Annotated in this window: 25 protein-coding genes; 20 read left to right on the forward strand and 5 right to left on the reverse strand. The window is 68.8% G+C overall.

The window, feature by feature from the left end:
* The first annotated feature begins 1 nt into the window (after position 1).
* From hutU to hutI, 8 genes are all read left to right on the forward strand, one after another.
* The gene (gene hutU / locus EV647_RS38475) at positions 2-1,657 is read left to right on the forward strand and encodes a urocanate hydratase (RefSeq protein WP_134012032.1); all 1,656 of its coding nucleotides are present in this window, start codon (positions 2-4) and stop codon (positions 1,655-1,657) included.
* A gap of 138 nt (positions 1,658-1,795) precedes the next feature.
* Entirely contained in the window at positions 1,796-2,794 is a 999-nt protein-coding gene (locus tag EV647_RS38480) for an ABC transporter ATP-binding protein (RefSeq protein WP_134012034.1), read from the forward strand.
* Positions 2,791-3,447 (forward strand): ABC transporter permease, encoded by a 657-nt coding sequence (locus EV647_RS38485; protein ID WP_134012036.1) that lies wholly within the window; start codon positions 2,791-2,793, stop codon positions 3,445-3,447. Before EV647_RS38480 ends, EV647_RS38485 begins: the two co-directional genes overlap by 4 nt.
* A gap of 1 nt (position 3,448) precedes the next feature.
* Entirely contained in the window at positions 3,449-4,099 is a 651-nt protein-coding gene (locus EV647_RS38490; RefSeq protein ID WP_134012038.1) for an ABC transporter permease, read from the forward strand.
* A gap of 80 nt (positions 4,100-4,179) precedes the next feature.
* Positions 4,180-5,103, forward strand: a complete 924-nt coding sequence (locus tag EV647_RS38495; RefSeq protein WP_238175347.1) for an ABC transporter substrate-binding protein — start codon at positions 4,180-4,182, stop codon at positions 5,101-5,103.
* Positions 5,104-5,110: 7 nt separating this feature from the next.
* Positions 5,111-6,298 carry an allantoate amidohydrolase gene (locus tag EV647_RS38500; RefSeq protein WP_134012040.1) on the forward strand — a complete coding sequence of 396 codons (1,188 nt, stop codon included), beginning with the start codon at positions 5,111-5,113 and terminating at the stop codon, positions 6,296-6,298.
* On the forward strand, positions 6,295-7,623 hold the full coding sequence (locus EV647_RS38505; protein ID WP_134012042.1) for a formimidoylglutamate deiminase: 1,329 nt from the start codon (positions 6,295-6,297) through the stop codon (positions 7,621-7,623). The genes EV647_RS38500 and EV647_RS38505 overlap by 4 nt, the downstream gene beginning before the upstream one ends.
* Positions 7,620-8,783: an imidazolonepropionase gene (gene hutI, locus EV647_RS38510; RefSeq protein ID WP_134012044.1), complete on the forward strand. Its 1,164-nt coding sequence runs from the start codon at positions 7,620-7,622 to the stop codon at positions 8,781-8,783. Before EV647_RS38505 ends, hutI begins: the two co-directional genes overlap by 4 nt.
* A gap of 62 nt (positions 8,784-8,845) precedes the next feature.
* Here hutI and EV647_RS38515 read toward each other — a convergent pair whose 3' ends face one another.
* A complete protein-coding gene (locus EV647_RS38515) occupies positions 8,846-9,721 on the reverse strand; it encodes a DUF559 domain-containing protein (RefSeq protein ID WP_134012046.1) in 876 nt (291 codons plus the stop codon).
* Positions 9,722-9,906: 185 nt separating this feature from the next.
* Positions 9,907-10,368 (reverse strand): GNAT family N-acetyltransferase, encoded by a 462-nt coding sequence (locus EV647_RS38520; protein ID WP_134012048.1) that lies wholly within the window; start codon positions 10,366-10,368, stop codon positions 9,907-9,909.
* A gap of 270 nt (positions 10,369-10,638) precedes the next feature.
* Here EV647_RS38520 and dnaK point away from each other — a divergent pair, with 270 nt between their 5' ends.
* The 8 genes from dnaK (at position 10,639) to EV647_RS38560 (ending at position 21,783) form a co-directional block, all read left to right on the forward strand.
* Entirely contained in the window at positions 10,639-12,507 is a 1,869-nt protein-coding gene (dnaK, locus tag EV647_RS38525) for a molecular chaperone DnaK (RefSeq protein WP_134012050.1), read from the forward strand.
* On the forward strand, positions 12,504-13,199 hold the full coding sequence (gene grpE, locus EV647_RS38530) for a nucleotide exchange factor GrpE (protein WP_134012053.1): 696 nt from the start codon (positions 12,504-12,506) through the stop codon (positions 13,197-13,199). Before dnaK ends, grpE begins: the two co-directional genes overlap by 4 nt.
* A gap of 27 nt (positions 13,200-13,226) precedes the next feature.
* Positions 13,227-14,390: a molecular chaperone DnaJ gene (dnaJ, locus tag EV647_RS38535; RefSeq protein WP_134012056.1), complete on the forward strand. Its 1,164-nt coding sequence runs from the start codon at positions 13,227-13,229 to the stop codon at positions 14,388-14,390.
* Entirely contained in the window at positions 14,390-14,845 is a 456-nt protein-coding gene (locus EV647_RS38540; RefSeq protein ID WP_134012059.1) for a heat shock protein transcriptional repressor HspR, read from the forward strand. Before dnaJ ends, EV647_RS38540 begins: the two co-directional genes overlap by 1 nt.
* Positions 14,846-15,050: 205 nt before the next feature.
* Positions 15,051-15,587: a GNAT family N-acetyltransferase gene (locus EV647_RS38545; RefSeq protein WP_238177606.1), complete on the forward strand. Its 537-nt coding sequence runs from the start codon at positions 15,051-15,053 to the stop codon at positions 15,585-15,587.
* A 162-nt stretch (positions 15,588-15,749) separates the two neighbouring features.
* Positions 15,750-18,329, forward strand: coding sequence for an ATP-dependent chaperone ClpB (gene clpB / locus EV647_RS38550; protein ID WP_134012062.1), 2,580 nt, complete (start codon positions 15,750-15,752; stop codon positions 18,327-18,329).
* A 239-nt stretch (positions 18,330-18,568) separates the two neighbouring features.
* On the forward strand, positions 18,569-19,168 hold the full coding sequence (locus EV647_RS38555; protein WP_134012065.1) for a hypothetical protein: 600 nt from the start codon (positions 18,569-18,571) through the stop codon (positions 19,166-19,168).
* Positions 19,165-21,783: a hypothetical protein gene (locus EV647_RS38560; protein WP_134012067.1), complete on the forward strand. Its 2,619-nt coding sequence runs from the start codon at positions 19,165-19,167 to the stop codon at positions 21,781-21,783. Before EV647_RS38555 ends, EV647_RS38560 begins: the two co-directional genes overlap by 4 nt.
* 40 nt (positions 21,784-21,823) lie before the next feature.
* Here EV647_RS38560 and EV647_RS38565 read toward each other — a convergent pair whose 3' ends face one another.
* A complete protein-coding gene (locus EV647_RS38565) occupies positions 21,824-22,375 on the reverse strand; it encodes a dihydrofolate reductase family protein (RefSeq protein WP_134012069.1) in 552 nt (183 codons plus the stop codon).
* 102 nt (positions 22,376-22,477) lie between these two features.
* Between EV647_RS38565 and EV647_RS38570 the strand changes: the two genes are divergently transcribed.
* Together EV647_RS38570 and EV647_RS38575 are read left to right on the forward strand one after the other, a co-directional pair.
* Positions 22,478-22,942: a hypothetical protein gene (locus EV647_RS38570; protein ID WP_134012071.1), complete on the forward strand. Its 465-nt coding sequence runs from the start codon at positions 22,478-22,480 to the stop codon at positions 22,940-22,942.
* 14 nt (positions 22,943-22,956) lie between these two features.
* Positions 22,957-23,307, forward strand: a complete 351-nt coding sequence (locus EV647_RS38575) for an ArsC/Spx/MgsR family protein (protein ID WP_134012073.1) — start codon at positions 22,957-22,959, stop codon at positions 23,305-23,307.
* On the opposite strand, the gene EV647_RS38580 is transcribed toward EV647_RS38575, so the two are convergent.
* A complete protein-coding gene (locus EV647_RS38580; RefSeq protein WP_134012075.1) occupies positions 23,288-24,451 on the reverse strand; it encodes a pyridoxal phosphate-dependent aminotransferase in 1,164 nt (387 codons plus the stop codon). The genes EV647_RS38575 and EV647_RS38580 overlap by 20 nt on opposite strands.
* A gap of 3 nt (positions 24,452-24,454) precedes the next feature.
* A complete protein-coding gene (locus EV647_RS38585; protein ID WP_134012077.1) occupies positions 24,455-24,886 on the reverse strand; it encodes a MarR family winged helix-turn-helix transcriptional regulator in 432 nt (143 codons plus the stop codon).
* A 94-nt stretch (positions 24,887-24,980) separates the two neighbouring features.
* On the opposite strand from EV647_RS38585, the gene EV647_RS38590 reads away from it, so the two are divergent.
* Together EV647_RS38590 and EV647_RS38595 are read left to right on the forward strand one after the other, a co-directional pair.
* The gene (locus EV647_RS38590) at positions 24,981-26,285 is read left to right on the forward strand and encodes an MFS transporter (RefSeq protein WP_166680533.1); all 1,305 of its coding nucleotides are present in this window, start codon (positions 24,981-24,983) and stop codon (positions 26,283-26,285) included.
* Complete coding sequence (locus tag EV647_RS38595) at positions 26,216-26,539, forward strand: hypothetical protein (RefSeq protein WP_134012081.1); 324 nt, start codon at positions 26,216-26,218, stop codon at positions 26,537-26,539. Before EV647_RS38590 ends, EV647_RS38595 begins: the two co-directional genes overlap by 70 nt.
* Positions 26,540-26,547 lie beyond the last annotated feature (8 nt).

Genomic DNA, 26,547 nt, shown 5'->3' on the forward strand with positions numbered 1-26,547 from the left:
CATGTCCGGACCCCGTCCCGTACGCGCGCCTCGCGGAACCACCCTGACCGCCCGCGGCTGGCAGCAGGAAGCCGCGCTGCGGATGCTGCAGAACAACCTCGACCCCGAGGTCGCGGAGCACCCTGACGAACTCGTCGTGTACGGCGGTTCCGGCAAGGCCGCCCGCGACTGGAACTCGTTCGACGCGATGGTGCGCACCCTGACCACGCTCAAGAACGACGAGACGATGCTCGTCCAGTCCGGACGCCCGGTCGGCGTGATGCAGACCCACGAGTGGGCTCCGCGGGTGCTGATCGCGAACTCGAACCTGGTCGGCGACTGGGCCACCTGGGAGGAGTTCCGCAAGCTCGAGGCGATGGGGCTCACGATGTACGGCCAGATGACGGCCGGGTCGTGGATCTACATCGGCACGCAGGGCATCCTGCAGGGCACGTACGAGACGTTCGGCGCGGTCGCGGACAAGAAGTTCGGCGGCTCGCTGGCCGGCACCGTCACGCTGACCGCCGGCCTCGGCGGCATGGGTGGCGCGCAGCCGCTGGCGGTCACCATGAACGACGGCGTCGCGATCTGCATCGACGTCGACTCCACGCGGATCGACCGGCGCATCGAGCACCGCTACCTCGACGTACGGGCGTCTTCCCTGGACGAGGCGTTGCGCCTGGCGGAGGAGGCCAAGAGGGCGCGCCGGCCGCTGTCGATCGGTGTCCTCGGCAACGCCGCGGTGATCGTGCCCGAACTGCTCGAGCTCGGGGCGCCGATCGACATCGTCACCGACCAGACCTCGGCGCACGACCCGTTGATGTACCTGCCGGTCGGCATCGACTTCGAGGACTGGGCGACCGCGCGGGAGAAGGACCCGGCCGGGTTCACCGAGCGCGCGCAGGCCTCGATGGCGCGGCACGTCGCGGCGATGGTCGGGTTCCAGGACGCGGGCGCCGAGGTGTTCGACTACGGCAACTCGATCCGGGACGAGGCGCGGAAGGCGGGTTACAGCCGCGCGTTCGAGTTCCCCGGATTCGTGCCGGCGTACATCCGGCCGTTGTTCTGTGAAGGAAAGGGCCCGTTCCGGTGGGCGGCGCTGTCCGGCAACCCGGCGGACATCGCGAAGACGGACCAGGCGATCCTGGACCTGTTCCCGGACAACGAGCACCTCGGCCGGTGGATCAAAATGGCCGGCGAGCGGGTCGCGTTCCAGGGGCTGCCGGCAAGGATCTGCTGGCTCGGCCAGGGCGAGCGGGACAAGGCCGGGCTGCGGTTCAACGAGATGGTGGCCTCCGGTGAACTCGAGGCGCCCATCGTGATCGGCCGCGACCACCTGGACACCGGCAGCGTGGCCTCGCCGTACCGGGAGACCGAAGGCATGCTGGACGGCTCGGACGCGATCGCGGACTGGCCGTTGCTGAACGCGATGGTGAACGTGGCCAGTGGCGCGTCCTGGGTGTCGATCCACCACGGCGGCGGCGTCGGCATCGGCCGGTCCATCCACGCCGGCCAGGTGTCGGTTGCCGACGGCACCGACCTCGCCCGGCAGAAGCTGGAGCGGGTGCTCACCAACGACCCGGCGATGGGTGTGATCCGCCACGTCGACGCGGGCTACGACAAGGCGGTGGAAGTTGCTGACCAGAAGGGTGTCAGGATCCCGATGCGGGAGTCCTGACTGCGGAGTGCGACCGCGGCAATCTGTACTGCTACGGTGCACTTTCTCACGGACCGGGAAACTGTGCGATCACGTGGAATAGATCGCCCGGTCCGCTAGGGTCGATCGGGCGACCGACGACGAGCGCGAAGGGGCGCCATGATCGAGTTCGAGGACGTCACCAAGCGGTATCCGGACGGCACCGTCGCCGTGGACAAACTGTCCCTGCGGATCCCGAGCAACCAGATCACCGTGTTCGTCGGCCCGTCCGGCTGCGGCAAGACCACGTCGCTGCGGATGATCAACCGCACGATCGAGCGGACCAGCGGGACCATCTCGATCGACGGCGACGACATCAACTCCCACGACGCCGTGACACTGCGCCGCGGGATCGGGTACGTGATCCAGAACGCCGGCCTGTTCCCGCACAAGACGGTCGTGGAGAACGTCGCCACCGTGCCGAAGCTGATCGGCTGGGACAAGCGCAAGGCGCACGGTACGGCGATGGAGCTGCTCGAACGCGTCGGCCTCGACGTCAAGCTGGCCGAGCGGTACCCGGCCCAGCTGTCCGGGGGCCAGCAGCAACGAGTCGGCGTCGCCCGCGCGCTGGCGGCCGATCCGGCGATCATGCTGATGGACGAGCCGTTCAGCGCGGTCGACCCGATCGTCCGCCACCAGCTGCAGGAGGAGCTGCTCCGGCTGCAGCGCGACATCGGCAAGACGATCGTGTTCGTCACCCACGACATCGACGAGGCGATCAAGCTCGGGGACAACGTCGCCGTACTGCGGGTCGGCGGCAAGCTCGCCCAGTTCGCGCCGCCGGCCGAGCTGCTTGCCAATCCGGCCGACGACTTCGTCCGCGGGTTCGTCGGGCAGGACCGGGGTTACCGGGCTCTTACGTTCGTACACCCCGACGAGCTGCCGGTGAAGCCGTTGCCGGACGAGCTGGCGTTGCAGGACGGCGTACCGGTCGGATGGCGCAACGGGTCCGAGGAGCTGCTGCCGCTGGGCGCCGTCTTCAAGCGCGGTGATTCCCTGCGCGCGGCGTTGGACGCCGTACTCACCTCACCGACGGGCTGCGGAGTCTGCGTCGACGACGACGGCAAGGCCGTCGGCGTCATCGACCAATCCACGGTCGCGGAAGCCTTGCGCTCATGAGCTGGATCGGCGACAACCTCGGACTGATCTGGGAACAGTTGCGCGAGCACCTCTATCTGGCGATCCTTCCGGTCATCCTCGGGCTGATCATCTCGGTGCCGTTGGGGTACGTCGCAACGCGCTACGCCTGGTTGGCGAACCCGCTGATCGCGTTCGGCGGCATCCTGTACTCGTTGCCGTCGATCGCGTTGTTCATCGTGATCCCGGCGGTGCTCGGCACCAAGGTGCTGTCCACGGTCAACATCATCGTGGCGCTGACCATCTATACGGTGTCCCTGCTGATCCGCAACGTGATCGACGGACTCCGCTCCGTGCCGCCCGACGTCCGGCAGTCGGCGATCGCGGTCGGGTACGGCGCCTTGCACCGGGTGGTCGCGGTGGATCTGCCGATCGCCGTACCGGTGATCTTCACCGGTCTGCGGGTCGTCACCGTCGCGAACATCTCGATGGTGAGCGTCGGCGCGGTGATCGGCATCGGCGGGCTGGGGGAGCTGTTCACGCTGGGCTTCCAGAAGGACTTCCTCACCCCGGTCGTGGTCGGGGTGGTGCTGTCGCTGGCCCTGGCGCTGATCGCGGACGTCATCCTGGTCACCTTGCAGCGGATCCTGACTCCTTGGGCGCGGGTCGCGACGCCCGTGGCGGAGGTGGCGTGACATGTGGGAATACCTGACCGACCCGTTCAACTGGTCCGGCAACGAGGGGATCTGGGCGCGGATCGTCCAGCACCTCTGGTACACGTTCGCCGCGCTCGGCCTGTCCGTCGTGATCGCCCTGCCGATCGGTCTGCGGATCGGGCACACGCGGCGCGGCGCGTTCCTGGCCATCAACCTGGGCAACGCCGCCCGCGCCCTGCCGAGCCTCGGCCTGCTGATGATCGCGGTGCTGCTGACCGATCAGATCGGCTTCCTGCCGGTGCTGATCGCGCTGGTCGCGCTGGGCATCCCGCCGATCCTGGCCTCGACGTACGCCGGTCTGTCGGGTGTCGATCCGGCCACGATCGACGCCGCGCGGGGGATGGGGATGACGGGCCGCGAGATCCTCACCAAGGTGGAGATCCCGATCGGGCTGCCGTTGATCATCTCCGGCGTCCGGAGCGCGACCCTGCAGATCGTGTCCACCGCGACGATCGCCGCGCTGGTGTCGCTCGGTGGTCTGGGCCGCTACGTGGTCGACGGGCTGAAGCTCCGCGACTTCCCGCAGATGTTCACCGGTGCCCTGCTGGTGGCGCTGCTCGCCCTGCTGCTCGACGCGGTGTTCGCGCTGATCGGCCGGATCACCGTGTCGCCCGGGCTGAAAATCGGCTGAACTGTCGGTTGTACCTGATGAACTTGCTGCACCATCCATCGGCACCGGCCGATGGCTGAACGAGAACACTGGAGGCTCTCGTGTTGAGATCCACACTCATCCGTACTGCGATCGCCGGGATGGCGGTGCTCGGCCTGGCCGGCTGTGGGGGTGGGGGCGACCAACTCGGCGACAAGGACGCGGGGTCCTCGCCCGCACCGTCCAAGGTTTCGAGCATCACCGTCGGCTCGGCCGACTTCTCCGAGAGCCAGCTGCTGGCGGAGATCTACGGCCAGGCGCTGGCGGCCAAGGGCATCGAGGTGAAGAAGAAGCCGAACATCGGCAACCGCGAGACCTACATGGCCGCGATCAAGGACGGGTCCGTCGACCTGGTGCCGGAGTACACCGGCGCCGCGCTGGCGTACTTCGACAAGAACTCCACCGAGACCGACCCCGACAAGGCGTACGACGCGCTGAAGAAGGCGCTGCCCTCCGGGCTCGAGGTGCTGGACAAGTCGCCGGCCACCGACGAGGACACGATCGTGGTCACCAAGGCGACCGCGGACAAGTACAGCCTGAAGTCGCTGGGCGACCTCAAGGGCAAGAACCTGGTCGCGGGCGGTAGCTCGGAGTTCAAGGTCCGGTCGGCCGGTCTGAAGGGCCTGAAGGAGAAGTACGGCGTCGAGTTCAAGGAGTACAAGACGCTGGACGCGGGTGGTCCGCTGAGCATCAAGGCGCTGCTGGACAACCAGGTCCAGGTGACGAACCTGTTCACCACCCAGTCGGTCATCAAGGACCAGGGCCTGGTGCAGCTCGACGACCCGGAGAAGATCCTGCCGCCGAACAACATCGTTCCGCTGATCCGGACCGACCACAAGTCCGACGACGTCAGCGCGACGCTCAACGCGGTGGACGCCAAGCTCACCACGGACGCACTGACCGACCTGGTCAAGCGGATCGACGTCGGCAAGGAGAGCGCGGACGCGGTCGCCAAGGACTGGCTGTCGAAGAACCCCCTGTCGTGAGTCTGTCTTGAGCTTCGAATCCCTCTGGGCGGACGAGTCCGCCATCGGCCGTAGCCCCGACACCGGCGGCTACACCCGCGGCGGCTGGTCTCCCACCGAACGCGAGGCGACGCACTGGTTCCTGGACCAGTGCGCCGCCCGCGGCCTGACCGTCGAATCCGACGGCATCGGCAATCTCATCGCGTGGTGGGGCGCCTCGGACGGACCTGGGGTGGTCACCGGTAGCCATCTCGACTCCGTGATCGACGGCGGAGCGTTCGACGGGCCGCTCGGTGTCGTGTCGGCGCTTGCGGCTGTGGATCAGTTGCGGGCCGAGGGATTCGAGCCCGGGGTTCCGATCGGTATCGGGGCATTCGTAGAAGAAGAAGGGGCGCGATTCGGGATGCCCTGTCTGGGGTCCCGGGTCGCGGCCGGGGTGTTGCCCGCCGAGAAGGCGCTGCAATTGAAGGATCGGGTCGGCGTCGGGCTGGGGGAGGCCTTGGAGAAGGCCGGCCTCGACCCCGCCGCAGTCGGCCCGTCGCCGCTGCTGCGACGGATGGGGACGTTCGTCGAGTTGCACGTGGAGCAGGGGCGCGGTCTGACCGCGCCGGTGGGCGTGGCCAGCTCGATCTGGCCGCACGGGCGGTTCCGGTTCACGTTCGGCGGTGAGGCCAACCACGCCGGCACCACGCTGATGGAGGACCGGCACGACCCGATGCTCACGTACGCGATGACCGCCCTCGCCGCCAACAAACAGGCCCGGCTCGCCGGCGCCCGCGCGACGTTCGGCCGGCTCTCGGTGGAGCCCAACGGGACGAACGCCGTACCGTCCCAGGTCACCGCCTGGCTCGACGCCCGGGCCGCCGACACCGCCACCCTCGAATCGTTGCTCGCAGCAATCACCAAGCAGGCCACGGAACGGGCCGAGCGGGACGGCACGACGCTCGAGGTGACACCGGAGTCGGTGTCGCCGATCGTCGACTTCCCGGCCGGGCTGCGGGACCGGTTGGTGAACGTGCTCGACGGCGCACCGGTGCTGCCGACCGGCGCGGGGCACGACGCGGGCGTGTTCTCGGATGCCGGGATCCCGACCGCGATGCTGTTCGTCCGCAACCCGACGGGCATCTCGCATTCGCCGGCCGAGTACGCCGAGATGGACGACTGCCTGGCCGGCGTCGAAGCGCTGGCCGCCGTACTGAAGGACCTTGCGAAGTGACGTCGTACTGGTGCGAGACCGCTCTCCTCCCCGACGGTCTCACCGGGCGAGTTCTGGTGTCTGTGGTCGACGGTCGCTTCGCCTCGGTGGAATCCGGCGTCGACCCCGGCGACGCCCAGGTGCTGAACGGCCTCGTCGTGCCCGGGCTCGCGAACTGCCACAGTCACGCGTTCCACCGCGCGCTCCGCGGCCGCACGCAGACCGAGCGCGGCACGTTCTGGACCTGGCGCGAGCAGATGTACGCCGTCGCCGCTGCGCTCACCCCCGACACGTACTACGAGCTCGCGAAGGCCGTGTACGCCGAGATGCTGCTCGCCGGGATCACCGCGGTCGGCGAATTCCACTACCTGCATCACGCGCCCGGCGGCAGTCGGTACGACGACGCGAACGCCATGGGTACGGCGCTGATCGCGGCGGCCCGTGATGCCGGCCTCCGGATCGCGCTGCTCGACACCTGCTACCTCGCCGGAGGGTTCGACCAGCCGCTGAACGAGGTCCAGCAACGCTTCAGCGACGGCGACGCCACCGCGTGGGCCTCCCGGGTCGCGCAGCTCGCCGGTGCGCATGGTGTCGCTGGTGCGGACGATGTCGTGATCGGTGCGGCCGCGCATTCGGTGCGCGGCGTTCCGCAGGATCAGCTCGGCGCGGTCGCCTCGGCGTTTCCCGACGTACCGCTTCACATCCACCTGTCCGAGCAGGTCGCCGAGAACGAGGCCTGCCTCGCGGCGTACGGCCGGACCCCGACGCAGGCGCTCGACGAGGCCGGTTTCCTGTCCGGGCGGACCAGTGCGGTGCATGCGACGCATCTGACCTCGGTCGACATCGGGCTGCTCGGGAGCTCCGCGACGTACTCGTGCTTCTGCCCGACCACCGAGCGCGATCTCGCGGACGGGATCGGTCCGTCGGTGCAGCTGCGGGATGCGGGGTCGCCGTTGACGCTGGGCTCGGACAGTCACGCTGTGATCGACTTGTTTGAGGAGATGCGCGCCGTCGAGCTGGACGAGCGGTTGGCGTCGCAGGAGCGCGGGCACTGGTCCGCGGCGGAGCTCCTGAAGGCGGCAACGGTCGACGGCCACCGCTCGATCGGCTTCGAGGACGCGGGGGTGATCGCGCCCGGTGCCCGCGCCGACCTCGTCGCGATCCGCCTCGACAGCGCCCGTACGGCGGGGACCGGTGGCACTGTGGAGACCGCAGTATTCGCCGCAACGGCCGCGGACGTCACCGACGTCGTTGTCTCCGGCCGGCGGGTGGTTGCTGCGGGCAAGCATTCGGCGATCGACGTACCGTCCGCGCTGTCCACCTCGATCGCGGCGGTGACCTCGTGAGCTCGCTGCTGCTGACCGGTATCGGGTCGTTGGTGACCAACGACCCCGCCCATGGCGGGTTGCTCGGCGAGCTTCACGACGCGGCGCTCGTGATCGACGGCAGCACGGTGGCGTGGGTCGGCTCGCGGCGCGAGGCGCCGGCGGCCGACAGTGCGATCGACCTCGGCGGGCGAGCGGTGATCCCGGGGTTCGTCGACTCGCACTCCCACCTGGTGTTCGCGGGCGATCGGGCCGAGGAGTTCGCGGCCCGCATGACCGGTACGCCGTACTCCGCCGGCGGCATCCGCACCACGGTGGCGGCGACCCGCGAGGCCACCGACGAACAGTTGACCGCGAACGTGTCCCGGCTGGTCGCGGAGATGCGCCGCCAGGGGACGACGACTGTCGAGATCAAGTCCGGGTACGGGCTGACGGTCGCGGACGAGGCGCGGGGGCTGCAGATCGCGCGGCAGTTCACCGACGAGACGACGTACCTCGGCGCGCACGTCGTACCGGCCGACTACGCCGACGACGCGGCGGGCTATGTGTCGCTCGTGACCGGGCCGATGCTCGACGCGGCGGCCAAGCACTCGAAGTGGATCGACGTTTTCGTGGAGCGTGGCGCGTTCGACGCGGACCAAGGACGGGCGATCCTCCAGGCCGGGATCGCGCGCGGCCTGCAGGCGCGAGTGCACGCCAACCAACTCGGCGAGGGGCCTGGTGTCCAACTCGCCGCCGAGGTCGGCGCCGCGTCGGCCGATCACTGCACCTATCTCACCGATGCCGACGTCGACGCGCTCGCGTCCACTGGAGTCGTCGCCGGACTCCTGCCCGCGATCGAGTTCTCGACAAGGTCGCCGTACCCGAACGCCCGCCGCCTCCTCGACGCCGGCGTCACCGTTGCCCTCGCCACCGACTGCAACCCCGGCTCCGGCTACTCGTCCTCCATGCCGTTCTGCATCGCACTCGCAGTCCGCGAAATGCACATGACCCCGGCCGAAGCCCTCTGGTCCGCCACCGCCGGCGGAGCCGCTTCCCTCCGCCGCCCCGACCTGGGCCACCTAACCCCCGGCACCCAAGCCGACCTAGCCGTCCTGGACGCCCCCTCCTACCTACACCTCGCCTACCGCCCGGCGGTCCCCCTCGTCACGCAAACGTTCATCGGCGGACGACTGGTGTAGGGCCGGACCGCCCCCACTCAGCAACCTCCAGCTGCGTGACCGCCGCACGCTCACTCGTCGAGTCAGGCGGCGCGCAGTAGGCGCTTACTGAGTGGCGGAAGTCCGGCAGCCCGCTCGATCGTGGCGACCACCCAGTCAGGGTCGTACATGATGTCCTCCCAGCTGAAACGAAGTACTCGCCAGCCACGGACCGTCAGGTTCGCCTGCCGACGACAGTCCTTCACCAGCGCCCGCCGGCTCCCGTGGAACGCGAACCCGTCCGCCTCCAGACCGAGGAGAAGCTCGGTGTTGCCCAGGTCGAGGCGAGCCGAGAATTCCGCGTCCCGCACAACCAGCTGAGGTACGAAGCCTTCGATTCCCCGCTCGATCAACAAGGCGCGCAGAACCGACTCCAGAACTGATTCGGCTCGACCGTCCGCGAGTCCGACGGCGTGCTGGATGCGCCGACGGTGTGGCCCTCGCAGCCGAGCCGCCGCGTCGAGGAGCAGGTCGTGCTCGACACAGCCCGTGCGTAAGGCCGAGTCCGCGATCGCGAGCCCTTCGGCCAGCGGCACGATGCGAAGGCAGTCCAGGACGGTCCGGAGTGGGGTGGTGACATCGTCCAGCGCGGGAACATCAGCCCAGTGCAGTGTGCAGGGCAGGCCGGTGCGTCGCCGGACTCGGCCCGGAGGCAAGGTGACGTGCGGCCGAACGGGCGGGGTGATCACCCCGAGACCCCAGTGCTGCGCTGCGCTGAGATGCGAGACGACACCGCCGTGGCTTCGAGCCGCGATGAGCGCCGGTGGTGCGGCCGGCACCGCGTAGACACCCTTCGCCACGCGGTTGATCACACCTGACGTGAGCGCGTTGCGGATGGCGCGCGCGGACACGACCGCGCGCAGGTCACCGAACGTTGCCGACCCGCCGCGCCTACCGATCACCTCGACCACGTCTGCCATGAGTTCATGATGGGGAGTTTTCGCGGACCGGGGCGGGCGTTGTCCACAGGCGGACCGCCACCACTCAGTAAGCAGGCTGCCTTCCGGCCGCTCACGCTCGACTCCGCGTGCGAGAAGCGCATGCCGGCGACTTAGTGAGTGGCAGCGGTCCGCCCCAGCCACATGAACCACCCACGGGCGCCGCCCTAGTCCGAGAGTTCCTTCGAGACGAGGATGGTGGTGCTCCCGTTGGGGTGGTGTTGTTTGGCGACCTCTTCGTAGCCGCGGGTCTTGTGGAAGGCGAGGGCTGGGGTGTCGGTGGGGACGGAGGCGACGGTGCGGTCGAAGGGTTTGGCGGCTCGTTCGATGGCGCGGTAGACCTGGGTCGCTATGCCGGTACGCCGGTGCTCGGTGGCGATCACGATCCGCTCGACGAGCAGGAAGCGGTCGGCGTACGTCCGGGTGAACGCCTCGAACGCCAGCCCGTCGTACGCCGAGCCCGGGGTGAACGTGAGCACGAACCCGGCGGGGACGCCGTCCAGGTCGACGACGACGGCGTGGGCGGCGATCAGCCGGAGCCAGTCCAGGCGGTCGGGGTTGAGGGGTTCGACAAGACCTTCCGCGGTGCCGTTCAGCGCGAGGACCGCGCCGAGGTCGGCTGCGGTCATCGGGCGGAGTTTCACACTGAGCAGGATCGCACGGTAAACGTTTGCATCGGGAGGGGTGACCCTGGCCGCACCCTGGCCGGAACCCCGAAATCGGGGGCTGCCCTTGGGAATGACCTGACCGTCGTGCAATGTTGAGTCCAGTGAACTCAAGTTTGTTCAGTCACGGATTTGAATCCGAGGCGGACGAACGGCAACATTGAGTCTGCATCACTCAAGTTTCCGGGGGTTACGGGGGTCGTCCCCCGGACTCACTCAGTGTGGAGGTAAAGCATGGCCCGCGCGGTCGGAATCGATCTCGGTACGACGAACTCCGTCATCGCCGTACTGGAAGGTGGCGAGCCCACCGTCATCCCCAACGCCGAGGGAGCGCGCACGACGCCCTCGGTGGTGGCCTTCGCCAAGAACGGCGAGGTCCTGGTCGGCGAGGTGGCGAAGCGCCAGGCCACCACGAACGTCGACCGCACCATCCGCTCCGTCAAGCGTCACATGGGCGAGAGCTGGAACGTCGACATCGACGGCAAGAAGTTCACGCCGCAGCAGATCAGCGCTTTCGTGCTGCAGAAGCTGAAGCGGGACGCCGAGGCGTACCTCGGGGAGCAGGTCACCGACGCGGTCATCACCGTGCCGGCGTACTTCTCCGACGCGCAGCGCCAGGCGACCAAGGAGGCCGGCGAGATCGCGGGCCTGAAGGTGCACCGGATCGTCAACGAGCCGACCGCGGCCGCGCTCGCCTACGGCCTGGACAAGGGCACCGAGCAGACCATCCTGGTCTTCGACCTCGGCGGCGGCACGTTCGACGTCTCGCTGCTGGAGATCGGCGACGGTGTCTTCGAGGTGAAGGCGACCAGCGGTGACAACCACCTCGGTGGTGACGACTGGGACAACCGGATCGTCCAGTGGCTGGTGACCCAGTTCAAGAACAAGAACGGCACCGACCTGTCCGGCGACAAGATGGCCATGCAGCGCCTCACCGAGGCTGCCGAGAAGGCGAAGATCGAGCTGTCCGCCGCGGCCGAGACCACGATCCACCTGCCGTACTTGAGCCTGACCGAGTCCGGCCCGCTGCACCTGGAGGAGAAGCTCTCCCGGGCAGAGTTCCAGAAGATGACCAACGACCTGCTCGAGCGCGCCCGCGCTCCGTTCAAGGCCGTCATCAAGGACGCCGGCATCGACGTGTCGAAGATCGACCACGTCATCCTGGTCGGTGGTTCGACCCGGATGCCCGCGGTTGCGGACCTGGTCAAGGAGCTCACCGGCGGCAAGGACCCGAACAAGGGCGTGAACCCGGACGAGGTCGTCGCGGTCGGCGCCTCCCTGCAGGCCGGTGTGCTGAAGGGTGAGGTCAAGGACGTCCTGCTGCTCGACGTGACCCCGCTGAGCCTCGGTATCGAGACCAAGGGCGGCGTGTTCACCAAGATCATCGAGCGCAACACCACGATCCCGACCAAGGGCTCGGAGATCTTCACCACGGCCGAGGACAACCAGCCGTCGGTGATGATCCAGGTCTACCAGGGCGAGCGCGAGATGGCCCGCGACAACAAGTCGCTCGGCAACTTCGAGCTGACCGGCCTGCCGCCGGCGCCGCGGAACGTGCCGCAGATCGAGGTCACCTTCGACATCGACGCGAACGGCATCGTGCACGTGAACGCCAAGGACCTGGCCACCGGCAAGGAGCAGCGGATGACGGTCACGGGTGGCTCCGCGCTGCCGAAGACCGACATCGACCAGATGGTCCGCGACGCCGAGCAGTACGCCGAGGAGGACCGCAAGCGCCGCGAGGCGGTGGAGAACCGCAACCAGGCGGAGAGCCTCGTCTACCAGACCGAGAAGTTCCTGCAGGAGAACGAGGACAAGGTTCCGGACGACGTCAAGACCGAGGTCAAGGACGCCGTTGCCGAGCTGAAGAAGGCCCTCGAGGGTGACGACGCCGACGCGGTCAAGGCCGCCTCGGAGAAGCTCGCCCAGTCCAGCCAGAAGATGGGCGCCGCGATGTACGCGAACGCCCAGGCCGCCGGCGGTTCCACCGACGACGGCGCCACCTCCGAGGACACGACCGGCGGCAGCAGCAACGACGACGACGTCGTCGACGCCGAGATCGTGGACGAGGACCGGCCGCAGGACAAGACGGAGGACAAGTGACGGATCGACCGACTGGCAGCGAGTTCGGTGACGGCGAGCCCGTCATCCGCGACAAGCGCCGGATCGACCCGGAAACCGGCAAGCTGCGGGAGCCTGCGGAGCAGTCCGCGGCTCCCGCGGCGGAGGCCCCGAGCGGACAGCCGCCCCGGGACCCGTCCGACCTGATCGGTCCGTCCGCTCAGGAGGCCCTGCTGACCGAGGCGCTCGCGGAGCGTACGGCGGACCTGCAGCGACTGCAGGCCGAGTACGTGAACTACAAGCGCCGCGTGGACCGGGAGCGGGAAGCGTCCCGCGAGCTGGTGATCGGCACGGTGCTCTCCGAGCTGCTCGGGATCCTGGACGACGTCGGCCGGGCCCGCGAAGCCGGCGAGCTCGAGGGCGCGTTCAAGGCCGTCGCCGAGTCGCTGGAGCGGGTCACCGAGAAGCTCGGCCTGGTGAAGTTCGGCGAGAAGGGCGACCCCTTCGACCCGCGGATCCACGAGGCCTTGCTGCACAACTACTCCGACGAGGTCGACGGCCCGACCGCGACGATGATCATGCAGCCGGGCTACCGCCACGGTGAGCGGATCCTGCGGGCGGCGCGCGTGGCCGTGTCGGAGCCGACCGAACAACTACCGGGCGAGCCTGCGAAGGCCGACGCGCCGGTGGAGAGCACTGATGACGACAAGGCCGCGGACGAGTCCGCGGAGTAATCGGTACGACGGGAGGGGAGGCGCCAGATGAGTACGAAGGACTGGATCGAGAAGGACTTCTACAAGGTTCTCGGCGTCTCCAAGACCGCCGAGGCCGACGAGATCAAGAAGGCCTACCGCAAGCTCGCCCGGCAGTACCACCCGGACTCCAACGCCGGGGACACCAAGGCGGAGGCCAAGTTCAAGGAGGTCTCCGAGGCGTACGACGTCGTCGGCGACCCGAAGAAGCGCAAGGAGTACGACGAGGCACGCCGGCTGTTCGGCAGCGGCGGCTTCCGGATGCCGAGCGGCAGCGGTCAGGGCGGGGGCTTCGACTTCAACGTCGGTGACCTGTTCAACCGCGGCGGCCAAGGCGGCGGCAGCGGGCTCGGCGACATCCTGGGCGGCATGTTCGGCGGTGGCGGCCGGACCACGACCACCACCACGGCCCGTCCGCGGCGCGGCCAGGACATCGAGACCGAGGCGACGATCGAGTTCGCCGAGGCCGTGAACGGTGTCACGGTCGGGCTCCGGATGACCAGCGACGCCCCGTGCCCGACATGTCGCGGGACCGGTGCGAAGTATGGCACGGTGCCGAAGGTCTGCCTGAAGTGCGAAGGCACGGGCATGCAGACCTCGGTGCAGGGCGGTGTGTTCGCGATGACCGAGCCGTGCACCGAGTGCAAGGGTCGCGGTCTGGTCGTCGACCAGCCGTGCGAGACCTGCCACGGCTCCGGCCGCGGCCAGTCGAGCAAGACCATGCAGGTCCGCATCCCCGCGGGCGTGCAGGACGGTCAGCGGATCCGGCTGAAGGGCAAGGGCGCGGCCGGCGAACGGGGTGGCCCCGCGGGCGACCTGTACGTCACCGTGCACGTCAAGCCGCACCGGATCTTCGGCCGGCAGGGCGAGCACCTGACGTTGAGCGTCCCGGTGAGCTTCACCGAGGCGGCGCTGGGTGCCGAGATCAAGGTTCCGACCCTGGACGGCCTGCCCGTCACAGTCCGGATCCCAGCAGGTACGGCGAACGGGAGCAAGCTGCGCGTCCGCGGTAAGGGTTCGGTCCGGCGGGACGGGACCAAGGGCGACCTGATGCTCACGCTCGAAGTGCAGGTCCCGCACGAGCTGACCGACGAGCAGAAAGAGAAGCTGCAGGAGTTCAACTCCGCGTCGGATCAGCCTGATCTGCGGGCCGGGTTGTTCGGGAGTTCGTGATGGGCATCCCGTTCAGCCAGGTGCCGACCTGGGACGACCGCACCCCGATCTACGTGATCTCGGTGGCGGCCCAGCTGGCCGGCATGCATCCGCAGACGTTGCGCCAGTACGACCGGCTCGGCCTGGTAGTGCCGAGCCGGGCGTCCGGCCGCGGCCGGCGGTACTCGGCGTACGACGTGGCGCGGCTGCGCTACGTGCAGCACCTGTCCCAGGAAGAGGGCGTCAACCTCGCGGGAATCCGGCACATTCTCGCGCTACAGTCAGAGGTGGAGGACCTGCGTCAGCGGGTCAACCAGCTGCTGGCCGAAGTCCAGCGCGGTGTCGGCGCCTCCCGGCGCCCCGCCGCCAGCCGGGTCTTCTCGGCCGGTCCCGCCGGCGACGTGATCGCCATGGGCCGGCAGCAGACCACGACGCGATGGATCCGCACCCAGCCCCTGGAACTCGGTCCTCGCTGATCCTCCGCCGTACATCTCCTAGCACCGGAGTGTTCTGATCCCCCTCGGGGCCTCCGGTTCGGTGGAGGCCGTCGTTCCCCCACGACGCCTCCGCAAGTCGAAGGTGCGCTATCCCCCCAGCGCCCTTCGGCCACCGCAGGGTGGTCCGTTCCAGGACCGCCCTGCGGTTCGCTTTCTGTTGTGTCCCGGCGCGTACGCTGGCGAGGTGAACCTGAAGCTGGAGACCGACCGGCTGCTGATCCGGGACTGGGAGGAAGACGACGCCGACGCCGCGCTGGAGATCTTTGGCTCCGCCGACGTGGCGCCCTGGCTGTCACCGGCCATCGACAAGGTGCCGGATGCCGCGACCATGCGGCTGATCCTGCAGTCCTGGATCGAGGCCCAGCCCAACTTCGTCGTACCCGCGGGCCGCTGGGCGATCACGCGCCGGGACGACGGTGAGGTCGTCGGCGCGTTGCTGATCCGTCTGCTCCCGCCGTACGAGGAGGATCTCGAGATCGGCTGGCAGTTGCGGCCGAGCGCCTGGGGTTTCGGGTACGCGACCGAGGCCAGCCGCGCGTTGATGGGCTGGGCGTTCGGCGACGGCGAGGTCGACGAACTGTTCGCCGTCGCGCGACCGGCCAACAAGCGCGCGATCGCCACCGCGCGACGGCTCGGCATGGAATGGGTCGGCGAGACCGACAAGTACTACAACCTGAATCTGCAGGTGTACCGGATCCGCGCCTCGGAGTTCACCGCCTGATCCTGTCTGCGAGGGGTGGCGCCGCACCGGTGCCACCCCTCAGGCATGCCCCGGGACCCTGACTTGTCCCTGGGATTTTCCAGAGTTGAGTGGAATGGACTCAAGTTTGGATAAGTTGTACTCAGTGACTGTTGTTGCTGGAACTGAAAGGCTGGAAACCAGATGGACGTTCAGCGGTTGACGACGCTGGCCCGGGAAACCCTGTCGGTCGCGATCCGTCAGACCTCCGCGGCGGGCAACCCGACCGTGGAACCGATTCACCTGCTGTCCGGATTGCTCGCGCAGCCCGAGGGCACCACGATCGGCCTGCTCGAAGCGGCCGGCGGGGACGTGGACGCCGTACGCCGGAAGACCGCCGAGCAGCTGAGCCGGCTCCCGAAGGCGAGCGGTGGCAGTGTGCAGGCGCCGAGCCTGTCGCCGAAGACAGGTGACGTGCTGAACCAGGCGGAGCAGCGGGCCCTCGGGCTCGGGGACGAGTACGTCTCCACCGAGCACCTGCTGATCGCGCTCGCGACCGTCGAGGGAGCCGCGCAGAGCGCGCTCGGCGTGACGCCGGACGCGTTGCTGAAGGCGTTCGACGAGATGCGCGGCAACCGCCGGATCACCTCGCCGGAGGCCGAGGGCACCACCAAGAGCCTGGAGAAGTACGGCGTCGACCTGACACAGGGCGCGAAGGACGGCAAGCTCGACCCGGTCATCGGCCGGGACACCGAGATCCGGCGCGTCGTCCAGGTGCTGTCCCGCCGTACCAAGAACAACCCGGTCCTGATCGGTGAGCCCGGCGTCGGCAAGACCGCCGTCGTCGAAGGGCTGGCCCAGCGGATCGTGGCCGGTGACGTGCCCGAGTCGCTGCGTGGCCGCCGGCTGATCAGCCTGGACCTCGGCGCGATGGTCGCGGGTGCGAAGTACCGCGGTGAGTTCGAGGAGCGGCTGAAGGCCGTGCTGACCGAGATCAAGGAGTCCGACGGTCAGATCATCACGTTCATCGACGAGTTGCACACCGTCGTCGGCGCCGGTGCGTCCGGCGAGGGCGCGATGGACGCCGGCAACATGCTGAAGCCGATGCTGGCGCGCGGTGAGCTGCGGATGATCGGTGCGACCACCCTGGACGAGTACCGGACGCGGATCGAGAAGGACCCCGCGCTGGAGCGCCGCTTCCAGCAGGTGTTCGTCGGCGAGCCGTCCGTCGAGGACTCGATCGCCATCCTGCGTGGCCTGAAGGAGCGCTACGAGGCGCACCACAAGGTCGCGATCTCCGACTCCGCGCTGGTCGCCGCGGCGACGCTGTCGAACCGGTACATCTCCGGTCGGCAGCTGCCCGACAAGGCGATCGACCTGGTCGACGAGGCCGCGTCCCGGCTGCGGATGGAGATCGACTCGTCCCCGGTCGAGATCGACTCGCTGCGCCGTACCGTCGACCGGCTGAAGATGGAGGAGCTCGCGCTGTCCCGCGAGGACGACGCCTCGTCGCAGGAACGGCTGGAGCGGCTGCGCGCCGACCTCGCCGACCGCGAGGAGGAGCTGCGCGCGCTGGAGGCCCGCTGGGAGCGCGAGAAGACCGGCCTGAACCGGGTCGGCGAGATCAAGGAGCGCATCGACGAGCTGCGCGGCCAGGCCGAGCGCGCCCAGCGCGACGGGGACCTGGAGACCGCGTCCCGGCTGCTGTACGGCGAGATTCCGCAGCTGACCAAGGAGCTCGAGGAGGCCGACGCCGAGGAAGAGGTCGCCGAAGGCCCCGAAGCGATGGTCAACGAGGAGGTCGGCCCGACCGAGATCGCCGAGGTGATCGCGATGTGGACCGGCATCCCGACCGGCCGGCTGCTCGAGGGCGAGACCGGCAAGCTGCTCCGGATGGAGGACGAGCTCGGGCACCGGCTGATCGGTCAGCGCGAGGCGGTCAAGGCCGTGAGCGACGCCGTACGGCGGGCGCGAGCGGGCATCTCCGACCCGGACCGGCCGACCGGTTCGTTCCTGTTCCTCGGCCCGACCGGTGTGGGTAAGACCGAGCTGGCGAAGGCGCTCGCGGACTTCCTGTTCGACGACGAGCGGGCGATGGTCCGGATCGACATGTCGGAGTACGGCGAGAAGCACAGCGTCGCGCGGCTGGTCGGAGCACCGCCCGGGTACGTCGGGTACGAGGAGGGTGGCCAGCTGACCGAGGCCGTACGCCGCCGGCCGTACTCGGTGATCCTGCTCGACGAGGTGGAGAAGGCGCACCCCGAGGTCTTCGACATCCTGCTGCAGGTGCTGGACGACGGCCGGCTGACCGACGGCCAGGGTCGTACGGTCGACTTCCGGAACGTGATCCTGATCCTCACCAGCAACCTGGGTTCGGCGTACCTGGCCGATCTGACGCTCGACGACAAGGCCAAGCGCGACCAGGTGATGGCCGTCGTGCGGCAGTCGTTCAAGCCGGAGTTCATCAACCGGCTGGACGAGATCGTGCTGTTCGACGCGCTCGGGACCGAGGAGCTGACGAAGATCGTCGGCCTGCAGATCGCCGCACTGCAGCGGCGGCTGACCGATCGGCGGATCACGCTGGACGTCGACGAGGGCGCGATGGAGTGGCTGGCGCTGACCGGGTACGACCCGGTGTACGGCGCCCGCCCGCTTCGCCGCCTGGTCCAGTCCGCGATCGGCGACGAACTCGCCCGCGGCCTCCTCAACGGCACCATCCGCGACGGCGAAACCGTCAAGGTCACCCTCAACGAGTCGAAGGACGCGCTGGACGTCGCTGCCTGACGATCACTGCTCGAGCCGGGCCGGTCTCCCTGACCGGCCCGGCTTTTGCATTGGCCCCGAATGCCTTCAAACACTTGAACTTCCAGCAGTTGGCAGTCGGTATCTCTCCGCTCTTGAAACCAGTGGTTACTGCTTGGTAGGAACGTCCGTCAGCAAGGTACTGAACAGTAGTTCAAGTACCTGAAACTTGGATTTTCCGGCGGGGGGTCCCCGGAGTCCCACAGTGAGTGGAGGACTCAATGCAGCGCAGCACCCTGTTATCCGGTGCACTGCTGGCCGTCATCGCGGGTCTGTTGTGTCTGGTCGGGGAAGCCCTCGGTCTGGATACGCAGCACATAGCACTGGTCGGCGGGGCACTGGGCGGTGTGGTGGGGCTGGTGCACGACCGCACCCCGGCGATGCGCGCGGCCGGCTTCTTGATCGGGCTGTTCGTCGCCTGGCTCGGATTCGCCGTACGGGCGCTCTATCTGCCGGACTCGGCCTCCGGCCGGGCCGTCGCGGCCGTCGCCGTGATGGCCGTGTGCGTGGCGTTCACGGCCGGCTCGGCCGACCGGATCCCGTTGTGGACGTTGCTGCTCGGTGCGGCCGCGATGGTCGCCGTGTACGAGGAGACCTATACCGCGGACAGCCCGGCCTTCCTCGCCCAGTCGCCGTCGGCGGCCACCGGCGTACTGCTGGCGGCCGGGATCGGGTTCCTGACGACCTCGCTCCAGCGGCCGCGACCGGCGCCGGCCGCTGAGCGTTCCGAGGTTCCACCCGACGAGCCTGCCGAAGAAGACACCTGGGTTCCCGCCGACGACACCCGTGAGCTTGCCTCGACCGAAGGAGACCGTGCGTGACCGCCCGACGCATCACCCGGGGACTGGCTGTCGCCATCGCCGTCCCCTCCGCTTTCGTCCTGTCGACGTCCCAGGCACTGGCCACCTCGAGCGCACTCTCCGCCGGACCTGTCACGGTCACCAACACCGAGACTGTTCAGGCCAGACTCGATCCCAGCGGCAAGGTCAAAGGCGCCCGCATCTACGAGCAACTCGCCTTTGCCGGCACCGGAAAGGTGAAGCTCGCCAACCCGGTCTCGACCGACAGCCTGCGCAACCTGGACAGCTTCGGCGGCTTCTCGGTCAAAGACGGCAAGATGGCTGTCGACCTGTCGGTGGACGGCGAGCAGCGGATTCGTACCGTCAGCGACTTCGACAAGAAGAAGCTGCCGATCAAGGTCGCCGTCACCTACACCCTGAACGGCAAGAAGCTGTCCAAGCCCAGTGACGTCGTCGGCAAGAAGGGTCGGCTGGAGGCGCACTACGTCGTGGAGAACACCTCGGCCAAGACGGAGTCGGTGACGATCACCGATGGGTACGGCAAGCAGGTCGTCGAGGAGGCCGACGTCGTCATTCCGATGGTCGGTCAGCTGACGACGGTGCTGCCGCCCGAATTCGCTGATGTCACCTCGGCCGAGGCGAACAAGGCCGGCGACGGCAAGGGCGGTACGAAGCTGAGCTTCACCGCGACGCTGTTCCCGCCCGTCGGTGCCGCGACCGCGGAGTTCGGCTGGGCGGCGGAGGTCAGGGACGCGATCGTCCCCGAGGCCGAGCTGACCGCGTTGCCGGTCAGCCCGCTGGAAAGCCCGTCGTTCAAGACCGCGGTGTCCGGCTACCAGAGCGGCGCGGAGAAGGGCGCCGACCTGGTCGAGGGCGGTACGACGCTCGACTCGAACCTGATCCGGCTGCGGGACGGCGCCCAGAAGCTGCTGACCGGCCTGCTCCAGTTGAACGCCGGCGCGAAGACCCTGAACGAAGGCCTCGCCAACCAGGCCGCTCCGGGTGCCACGAAGCTCTCCGGCGGTGCGGTGCGGCTGGCCGACGGCCTGGGTGAGCTCGAGTCAGGTGCATCTCTCCTACGCACGAAGACCGGCGAGGCCGCCAAGGGTGCGAACAAGCTGGACAAGGGCGCGGGTGAGCTGCAGAAAGGCGCGAAGGACCTCGCAGCAGGTGCCGGGCGGCTGAAGACCGGCACCGGCAAACTCGCCTCCGGCCTGGAGGAGGCCGCCGGCAAAGCTCCTGCCCTGATCGACGGCCTGAACCAGGTCAGCGGCGGGCTGAAGAGCGTCGAGGACGGGCTCGGTCAGATGTACGGCGGCATCGGCCAACTGCCCGTCAAAGCGAAAGCCCTGCACGACGGCGTGGCGCAGCTCCGCGCGGGGATCGGCTCGGTCGGAGCCGAGGGAACGCTGCTCGGCGGACTGGAGAGCCTGAAGAAGCAGCTCGCGGCCGCCGGTCCGGGAATCGACAAGATGCGCGGTGGCGTGCACTGTGCGGCGGACGCGCTCACCGCAGTCAGCAAGGGCAAGCCGGCCGGAACGTACGACGAGGCTTGCTATGGCGCCGCTGCCGCGCAGCTGAACGGGCCGGCCGGGGCGCTGAACGTCGGGCCGGAGACCAATCCGGTCAAGAAGATGATCCTCGACTCGGTGATCGCCCGGATGGGCTCGATGGGTGACCCGGTGCCCGATCTGGACAAGCCGCTGCCGGATTCCGCCGAACTGCAGGCTGCTCTCGCTTATCTGAAGGGTCGGCTGACCCAGCGCGCCGTACCAGGTATCGCGCAGCTGCAGTGCGGGCTCGACAACCGGGTCTCGGGCTGCCCGGACTCGGAGCCTGGTCTGGTGCAGGGGCTCGCGGCGGTGGATGCCGGCGTGACTCAGCTGGTGTCCGGCGTGGTTGCCAGTGTCCAGGGCGGCATCGGCACCTCCAAGGACACGCCGGCCAACAAGACCCTGCGTGGTGGGGTCAACGGGCTGCAGGGTGGCATCGGACAGATCCAGGCAGGTGGTAAAACGCTGCTGGCCGGCCTCACCCAGCTGTCGGACGGAGCTGACCAGCTCGACACGGGTGCGGGTGCGCTGTCCACCGGCACTGGCAAGCTCAAAGCGGGCGCCGGCGTGCTGGCGAACGGCACCGGGCAGCTCGGCAACGGGCTCGGGTTGCTGGCCGGCGGTACGGGCAAGTTGGCCGACGGCGTCGGCCAGGCCAAGACCGGCTCGGACCAGCTGGCCCAGGGCTCCAAGGACCTGGCGACCGGCATCGGCTCCGCGGCCGAGGGTTCGGGCAAGCTGGCGGACGGTCTCACCACCGCCGCCGAGCAAGCGCCCGCCATCCCTGACGGCGCCGGCCGACTCTCGAAGGAAGGTGCGAAGGTGCTGACCAAGAACGGCGCCGACACCGCACGCGACTTCGGCCGCCGCTACAGCCTGCTCTCCGCCGCCGCCGACCGCGCCAAGACCGAGTCGATGCCGTTCGGTGCTCCCGAGGGTTCGACCGGCGCAACGGCGTACTCGCTCAAGCTGGCCGGGGCCACCGGTGAAGGCGACCGCAGCTGGATCCGCCTTCTTGCCGGCCTGGCGGTCTTCGGGGTCGCCGTCGGCGCCACCAGTCGCCTCCGCAGGCGCGCCATCTAGGCGTGTTGGGGCCCGGTCACTCTGACCGGGCCCCATTCGTCTATGCGGGTTCGTAGGTCAACACCAGGACGCCTGATTGCAGCGTCTTCTGACGCACCAGTTTCAGTTCGGTGCGTTCCGCGAACAGTGTCTGGCCCGTGCCCAGCACCAGCGGGTGCAGCATGATCTCCAGTTCGTCGACCAACCCGTGCTCCAGCAGGCTGTGCAGGAGCGCCGGATTGCCGTACATCATGATGTCGCCGCCGTCCTCCTTCTTGATCTCCCGGAGAGCAGCGATCGCATCGCCTTCCAGCAGCGTCGCGTTCCACGTCAGTTTCCCGGTCAAGGTGCTGGAGGCAACGAGTTTCGGCAGGCTCCGCAGGCGATCGGCGTACGGCCCGTCGGCGTTTCCCCAGGCGGCGGCGAACATCTCGTAGGTACGCCGCCCGCACAGGAAGTAGTCGCAGGTCGCCAGCTTCTCGATCGACAGGCGCACCGACTCCTCACCGAAGTACGGTTGCGCCCAGCCGCCGTACGCCGTACCGCTGTAGCCTCCAGGGTCCTCTACGACTCCGTCGAGCGTCATCAGCGCCGAGGCGATGATCTTGCGCATGCTGCTCCTTCCGGTCTTTGGTGAATAGACCGGCCGCGAGTGCGAAAGGAATCGGTTTTGGTGATCTGGGAGGATCGGGGCGGGGGTCGTGGAAGGAAGCGGATGGCTGAGCAGCGTGGCGACGAGCCGGTCGATGGTGGGCCGGGACCGTACAGCGGGCTGTTCGGTGCGGTGCCGGACACGCACAGCTATGAGGCGGCGACGCCCAAGCAGGTGACGGTCGCCGCGGTCATCTCCGCCGGGCTGGGCGCGATGTGCCTGCTGCTGGCGGCGCTCACCCTGACGTCCGCAGGCGGCCAGATCTCCGAAGTACTTACCGGGTCCCGTGGCAACACCCCGGTCGCGGTCGCGGCCGCGCTTGTCTGCGCCGTCGTCTACCTTGTCCCCGCCCTCTACCTCCGCAAAGGCCGCCCCTGGTCGCGCTACGTCCTGATCGCCGTAGCAGCCCTCGGCATCGCAGGCGGCGTCATGGCCCTACCAGCAAGCCTCCTAGGCCTGGCCATCCACGTCACCTTGCTGACCCTCATGCTCCAACGTCCCACCAGACTCTGGTTCAACCACCGCTGACTCCAGGAGACCCTGTGGAGATCTGGATCAACCCCGCCTGCTCGAAATGCCGAGCCGCCACCACGGCGTTCGACGAGGCCGGCATCGACTACACCGTACGGCGCTACCTCGACGACCCGCCCACCGCCGAAGAACTGACCGCCGTCCTCACCCGCCTCAACCTCGAACCCTGGGACATCGTCCGCCACAACGAACCCGCCGCGAAGCCCCTCAAAGCCCTGCCCCGCGACGCCGATCACCGCAGCGAATGGATCGACGCGATGGTCGCCGACCCCATCCTCATCCAACGCCCCATCATCACCGCCGACGACCGGACCACCGCCATCGCCCGCGACCCCGAGACGCTCAGGAAGTTCCTCCCCTGAGCTTCTGCAAGCGCTCCAGGGCCTCCTGTAGCACCTCGGGTTGTTTGCAGAAGGCCCAGCGGACCAAGGGGCGGCCTGGTTCGGGGTTGTCGTAGAAGACCTGGTGGGGGATGGCTACAACGCCGGCTCGTTGGGGGAGCATCCGGCAGAATTCGATGCCGTCGGTGTGGCCGAGGGGGCGGATGTCGGTGGTGACGAAGTAGGTGCCGGCGGGCCGGTGGACCTCGAAGCCGAGGTCGGCCAGGCCGTCGGACAGGAGGTCGCGGCGGGACTGGAGGTCGGCGCGCAGGGCGTCGTAGTAGTCGTTGCCCAGGGCAAGAGCGTTCGCGACGGCCGGCTGGAAAGGGGCGCCGGAGGTGAAGGTGAGGAACTGTTTGGCGGTGGTGACCGCCGTCACCACCTCGGGTGACCCGGTGACCCACCCGATCTTCCATCCGGTGACCGCGAACGTCTTCCCGGCGCTGCTGATCGACACGGTCCGGTCCGCCATCCCGTCGTACGACGCCAGCGGCCGGTGGATCCCGTCGTACACCAGGTGTTCGTAGACCTCGTCGGTGATCACGATCAGGTCGTGTTCGAGGGCGACGTCGCGGATGCCGCGCAGTTCTTCGTCGTCGAGGACGGTCCCGGTCGGGTTGTGCGGTGAGTTGATCAGCAGGACCTTCGTCCGCGGCGTGACCGCGGCGCGCATTTCGTCGAGGTCCAGGCGGTACGACGGTGCGCGCAGTGTCACGGGTACGCGCCGACCGCCGGCGAAGGCGATGCCGGCCGCGTACGAGTCGTAGTACGGCTCCAGCGCGATCACCTCGTCGCCGGGCTCGACGAACGCCAGCAGCGCGGCCGCGATCGCCTCTGTCGCGCCGGTGGTGACCAGGACCTGCGTGTCGGGGTCGTACGAGAGGTCGTAGAACCGCTTCTGGTGGTCGACGATCGCCTGCCGCAGCGCGGGCACCCCGCGAGCCGGCGCGTACTGGTTCGCGCCGGCCCGGATCGCCGCGATCGCATCCTCGAGCAGCGAGTCCGGCCCGTCGCGGTCCGGGAAGCCCTGGCCGAGGTTCACCGACCCGGTCGCCAGCGCCAGCGCGGACATCTCCGCGAAGATCGTCGTACCCAGGCCGTTCAACCGCTCAGCGTGTGCGCGCATCCCTCAACCCTCGACGGCCGTGACCATGTGCGCAAGCCAGGCGCGCGCGGTGGCGCGGTCGGCCGGGCTGAAGGCGGCCTCGAGGTCGTTCTCGACCTTGCGGATCGCCGGGGCCGCCTCGGCCAGCCGGCGTTCGCCGCCGGGGGTGAGGTGCACCTGCTGGGTACGGCGGTCCTTCGGGTTCGGCCGCCGTTCGACCAGGCCGGCCCGCTCCATCCCGGTGATCAGCTCGTTCGCGGACTGCCGCGTCGTACCGACCACGCGGCCGACCTCGGCCACGGTGAGTCCCGGCGCCTCGCGGACGCACAGCAACGTGCCGTACTGCTGGACCGACAGCCCGTGCTCGTCGAGCGCGACCGCGAGCGCGGATCGCATGCTCAGCCAGGCGTGCCGCACCAGGAACGTCACACAGCCGGTCTCGTCATTGGGGTCCATGCATCACATTCTGCCGAAAAAGAGATTGACAGGAACCTGTCAATCTACGACGATGGGAAACCTCGTCAGGGTCCTGTCAATTATAGGAGACCTCGTGTCTGTGATCGACCCCCCGCAAGGTCCAATCCACCAGCGCCGCATACTCGCGATCCTGGTCGTCTCGGCCGTCCTGATCTGGATCGACTCGACCGTCCTCGGTATCGCTCTCGAACGCCTCGCCGATCCCGTGGCGGGCCTCGGCGCCACGCCCGGCCAGCTGCAGTGGGCCGTCGGCATCTACTCGCTGTTGTTCGCCACCGCCCTGTTCCTGGCCGGCGCCCTCGGCGACCGCTACGGCCACCGAACCATCCTGATGCTCGGCCTGCTGATCTTCGGCATCGCCTCCGCCTGGGCCGCCTGGGCCACCGACCCGGTCGGCCTGATCCTCGCCCGCGCCACCATGGGCCTCGGCGGCGCGTTGATCATGCCCACGTCGATGGCGATCATCGGCTGGACCTTCCCGCCGGAACGCCGGGCCGGTGCGATCGCGGTCTGGTCGTCGTCGGCCGGTGTCGGCGTCGCCGTCGGGCCGGTGCTCGGCGGGGTGCTGATCGATCACTTCTGGTGGGGGTCGGTCTTCACGATCAACCTGCCGATCGTCGCCTTCGGCCTGATCGGTGCCGCCGTCGTACTCCCGAACCCGCGCAGCCCGAAGCGCCGCCGGCTCGACCCGCTCGGCCTCGGCCTGTCCACGCTCGGCCTGCTCGGCCTCTCGTACGGACTGATCGAAGGCGGTCACCAGGGCGGCTGGGATCGCTGGCAGGTCTGGGCAAGCATCGGTGCCGGTCTCGTGCTGCTCGCCGGCTTCCTCTACTCCGAGTGGCGTGAACCGGAGCCGAGCTTCGACCCGCGCCTGTTCCGCAATCGCCGCTTCGCGGCCGGCAATCTCTCGCTGGCGGCGGTCTTCCTCACCATTACCGGGCAGGGCTTCTACCTCGCGTTCTATCTCCAGGGCGCCCGCGGTATGAGCGCCCTGGACGCCGGTCTGATGTCGTTGCCTGGGGCAATGGGTGTGATCGTCGGCGCCCCGCTCGGTGCCCGGCTGGCCGCACGGCTCGGCGTCGCCAAGGTGTCGGGTACGGCGGTCCTCACCCTCGCGGCGTGCTTCGCGCTCAACCTCACGTACGACGTCAGCACGTCGCTCGTGGTGATCGGGATCATCGGCGGCCTCGCCGGGCTCGCGATCGGCATGACCGTCGCGCCGACGACCGCGGCCGTGATGGCGACGCTCCCGATGGATCGGATCGGGGCCGGATCCGCGGTCAGCAACGCCCTGCGTCAGGTGGCAGTGTGCTCGGTGTCGCCGTACTCGGGACCGTCGTGTCGTCGACGTACCAGCACCAGATCGCGCCGGCGCTGACCGGCCTGCCGAACGAGGAGGCGATCGGTACGTCGGCCGAGGCGACCCGCCACGCGGCCGGCGCGCTGCACCGCCCCGACCTGGTACAACTCGCGAACGACGCCTTCGTCCACGCCATGCACACCGCGGCCGGCGTCGCCGCGGCCATCGTCCTCCTCGGCGCGATCGTCCTCACGGCCGCCTTCCGGACCTCCAGGCCATCACAATCGCCGAATCAGCAAGCAACTACGCCGGAGCGCGCCGGCATCGGTTAATTGTGATG

The sequence above is a fragment of the Kribbella sp. VKM Ac-2566 genome (assembly GCF_004366005.1).
Taxonomy (GTDB): Bacteria; Actinomycetota; Actinomycetes; order Propionibacteriales; family Kribbellaceae; genus Kribbella; species Kribbella pratensis.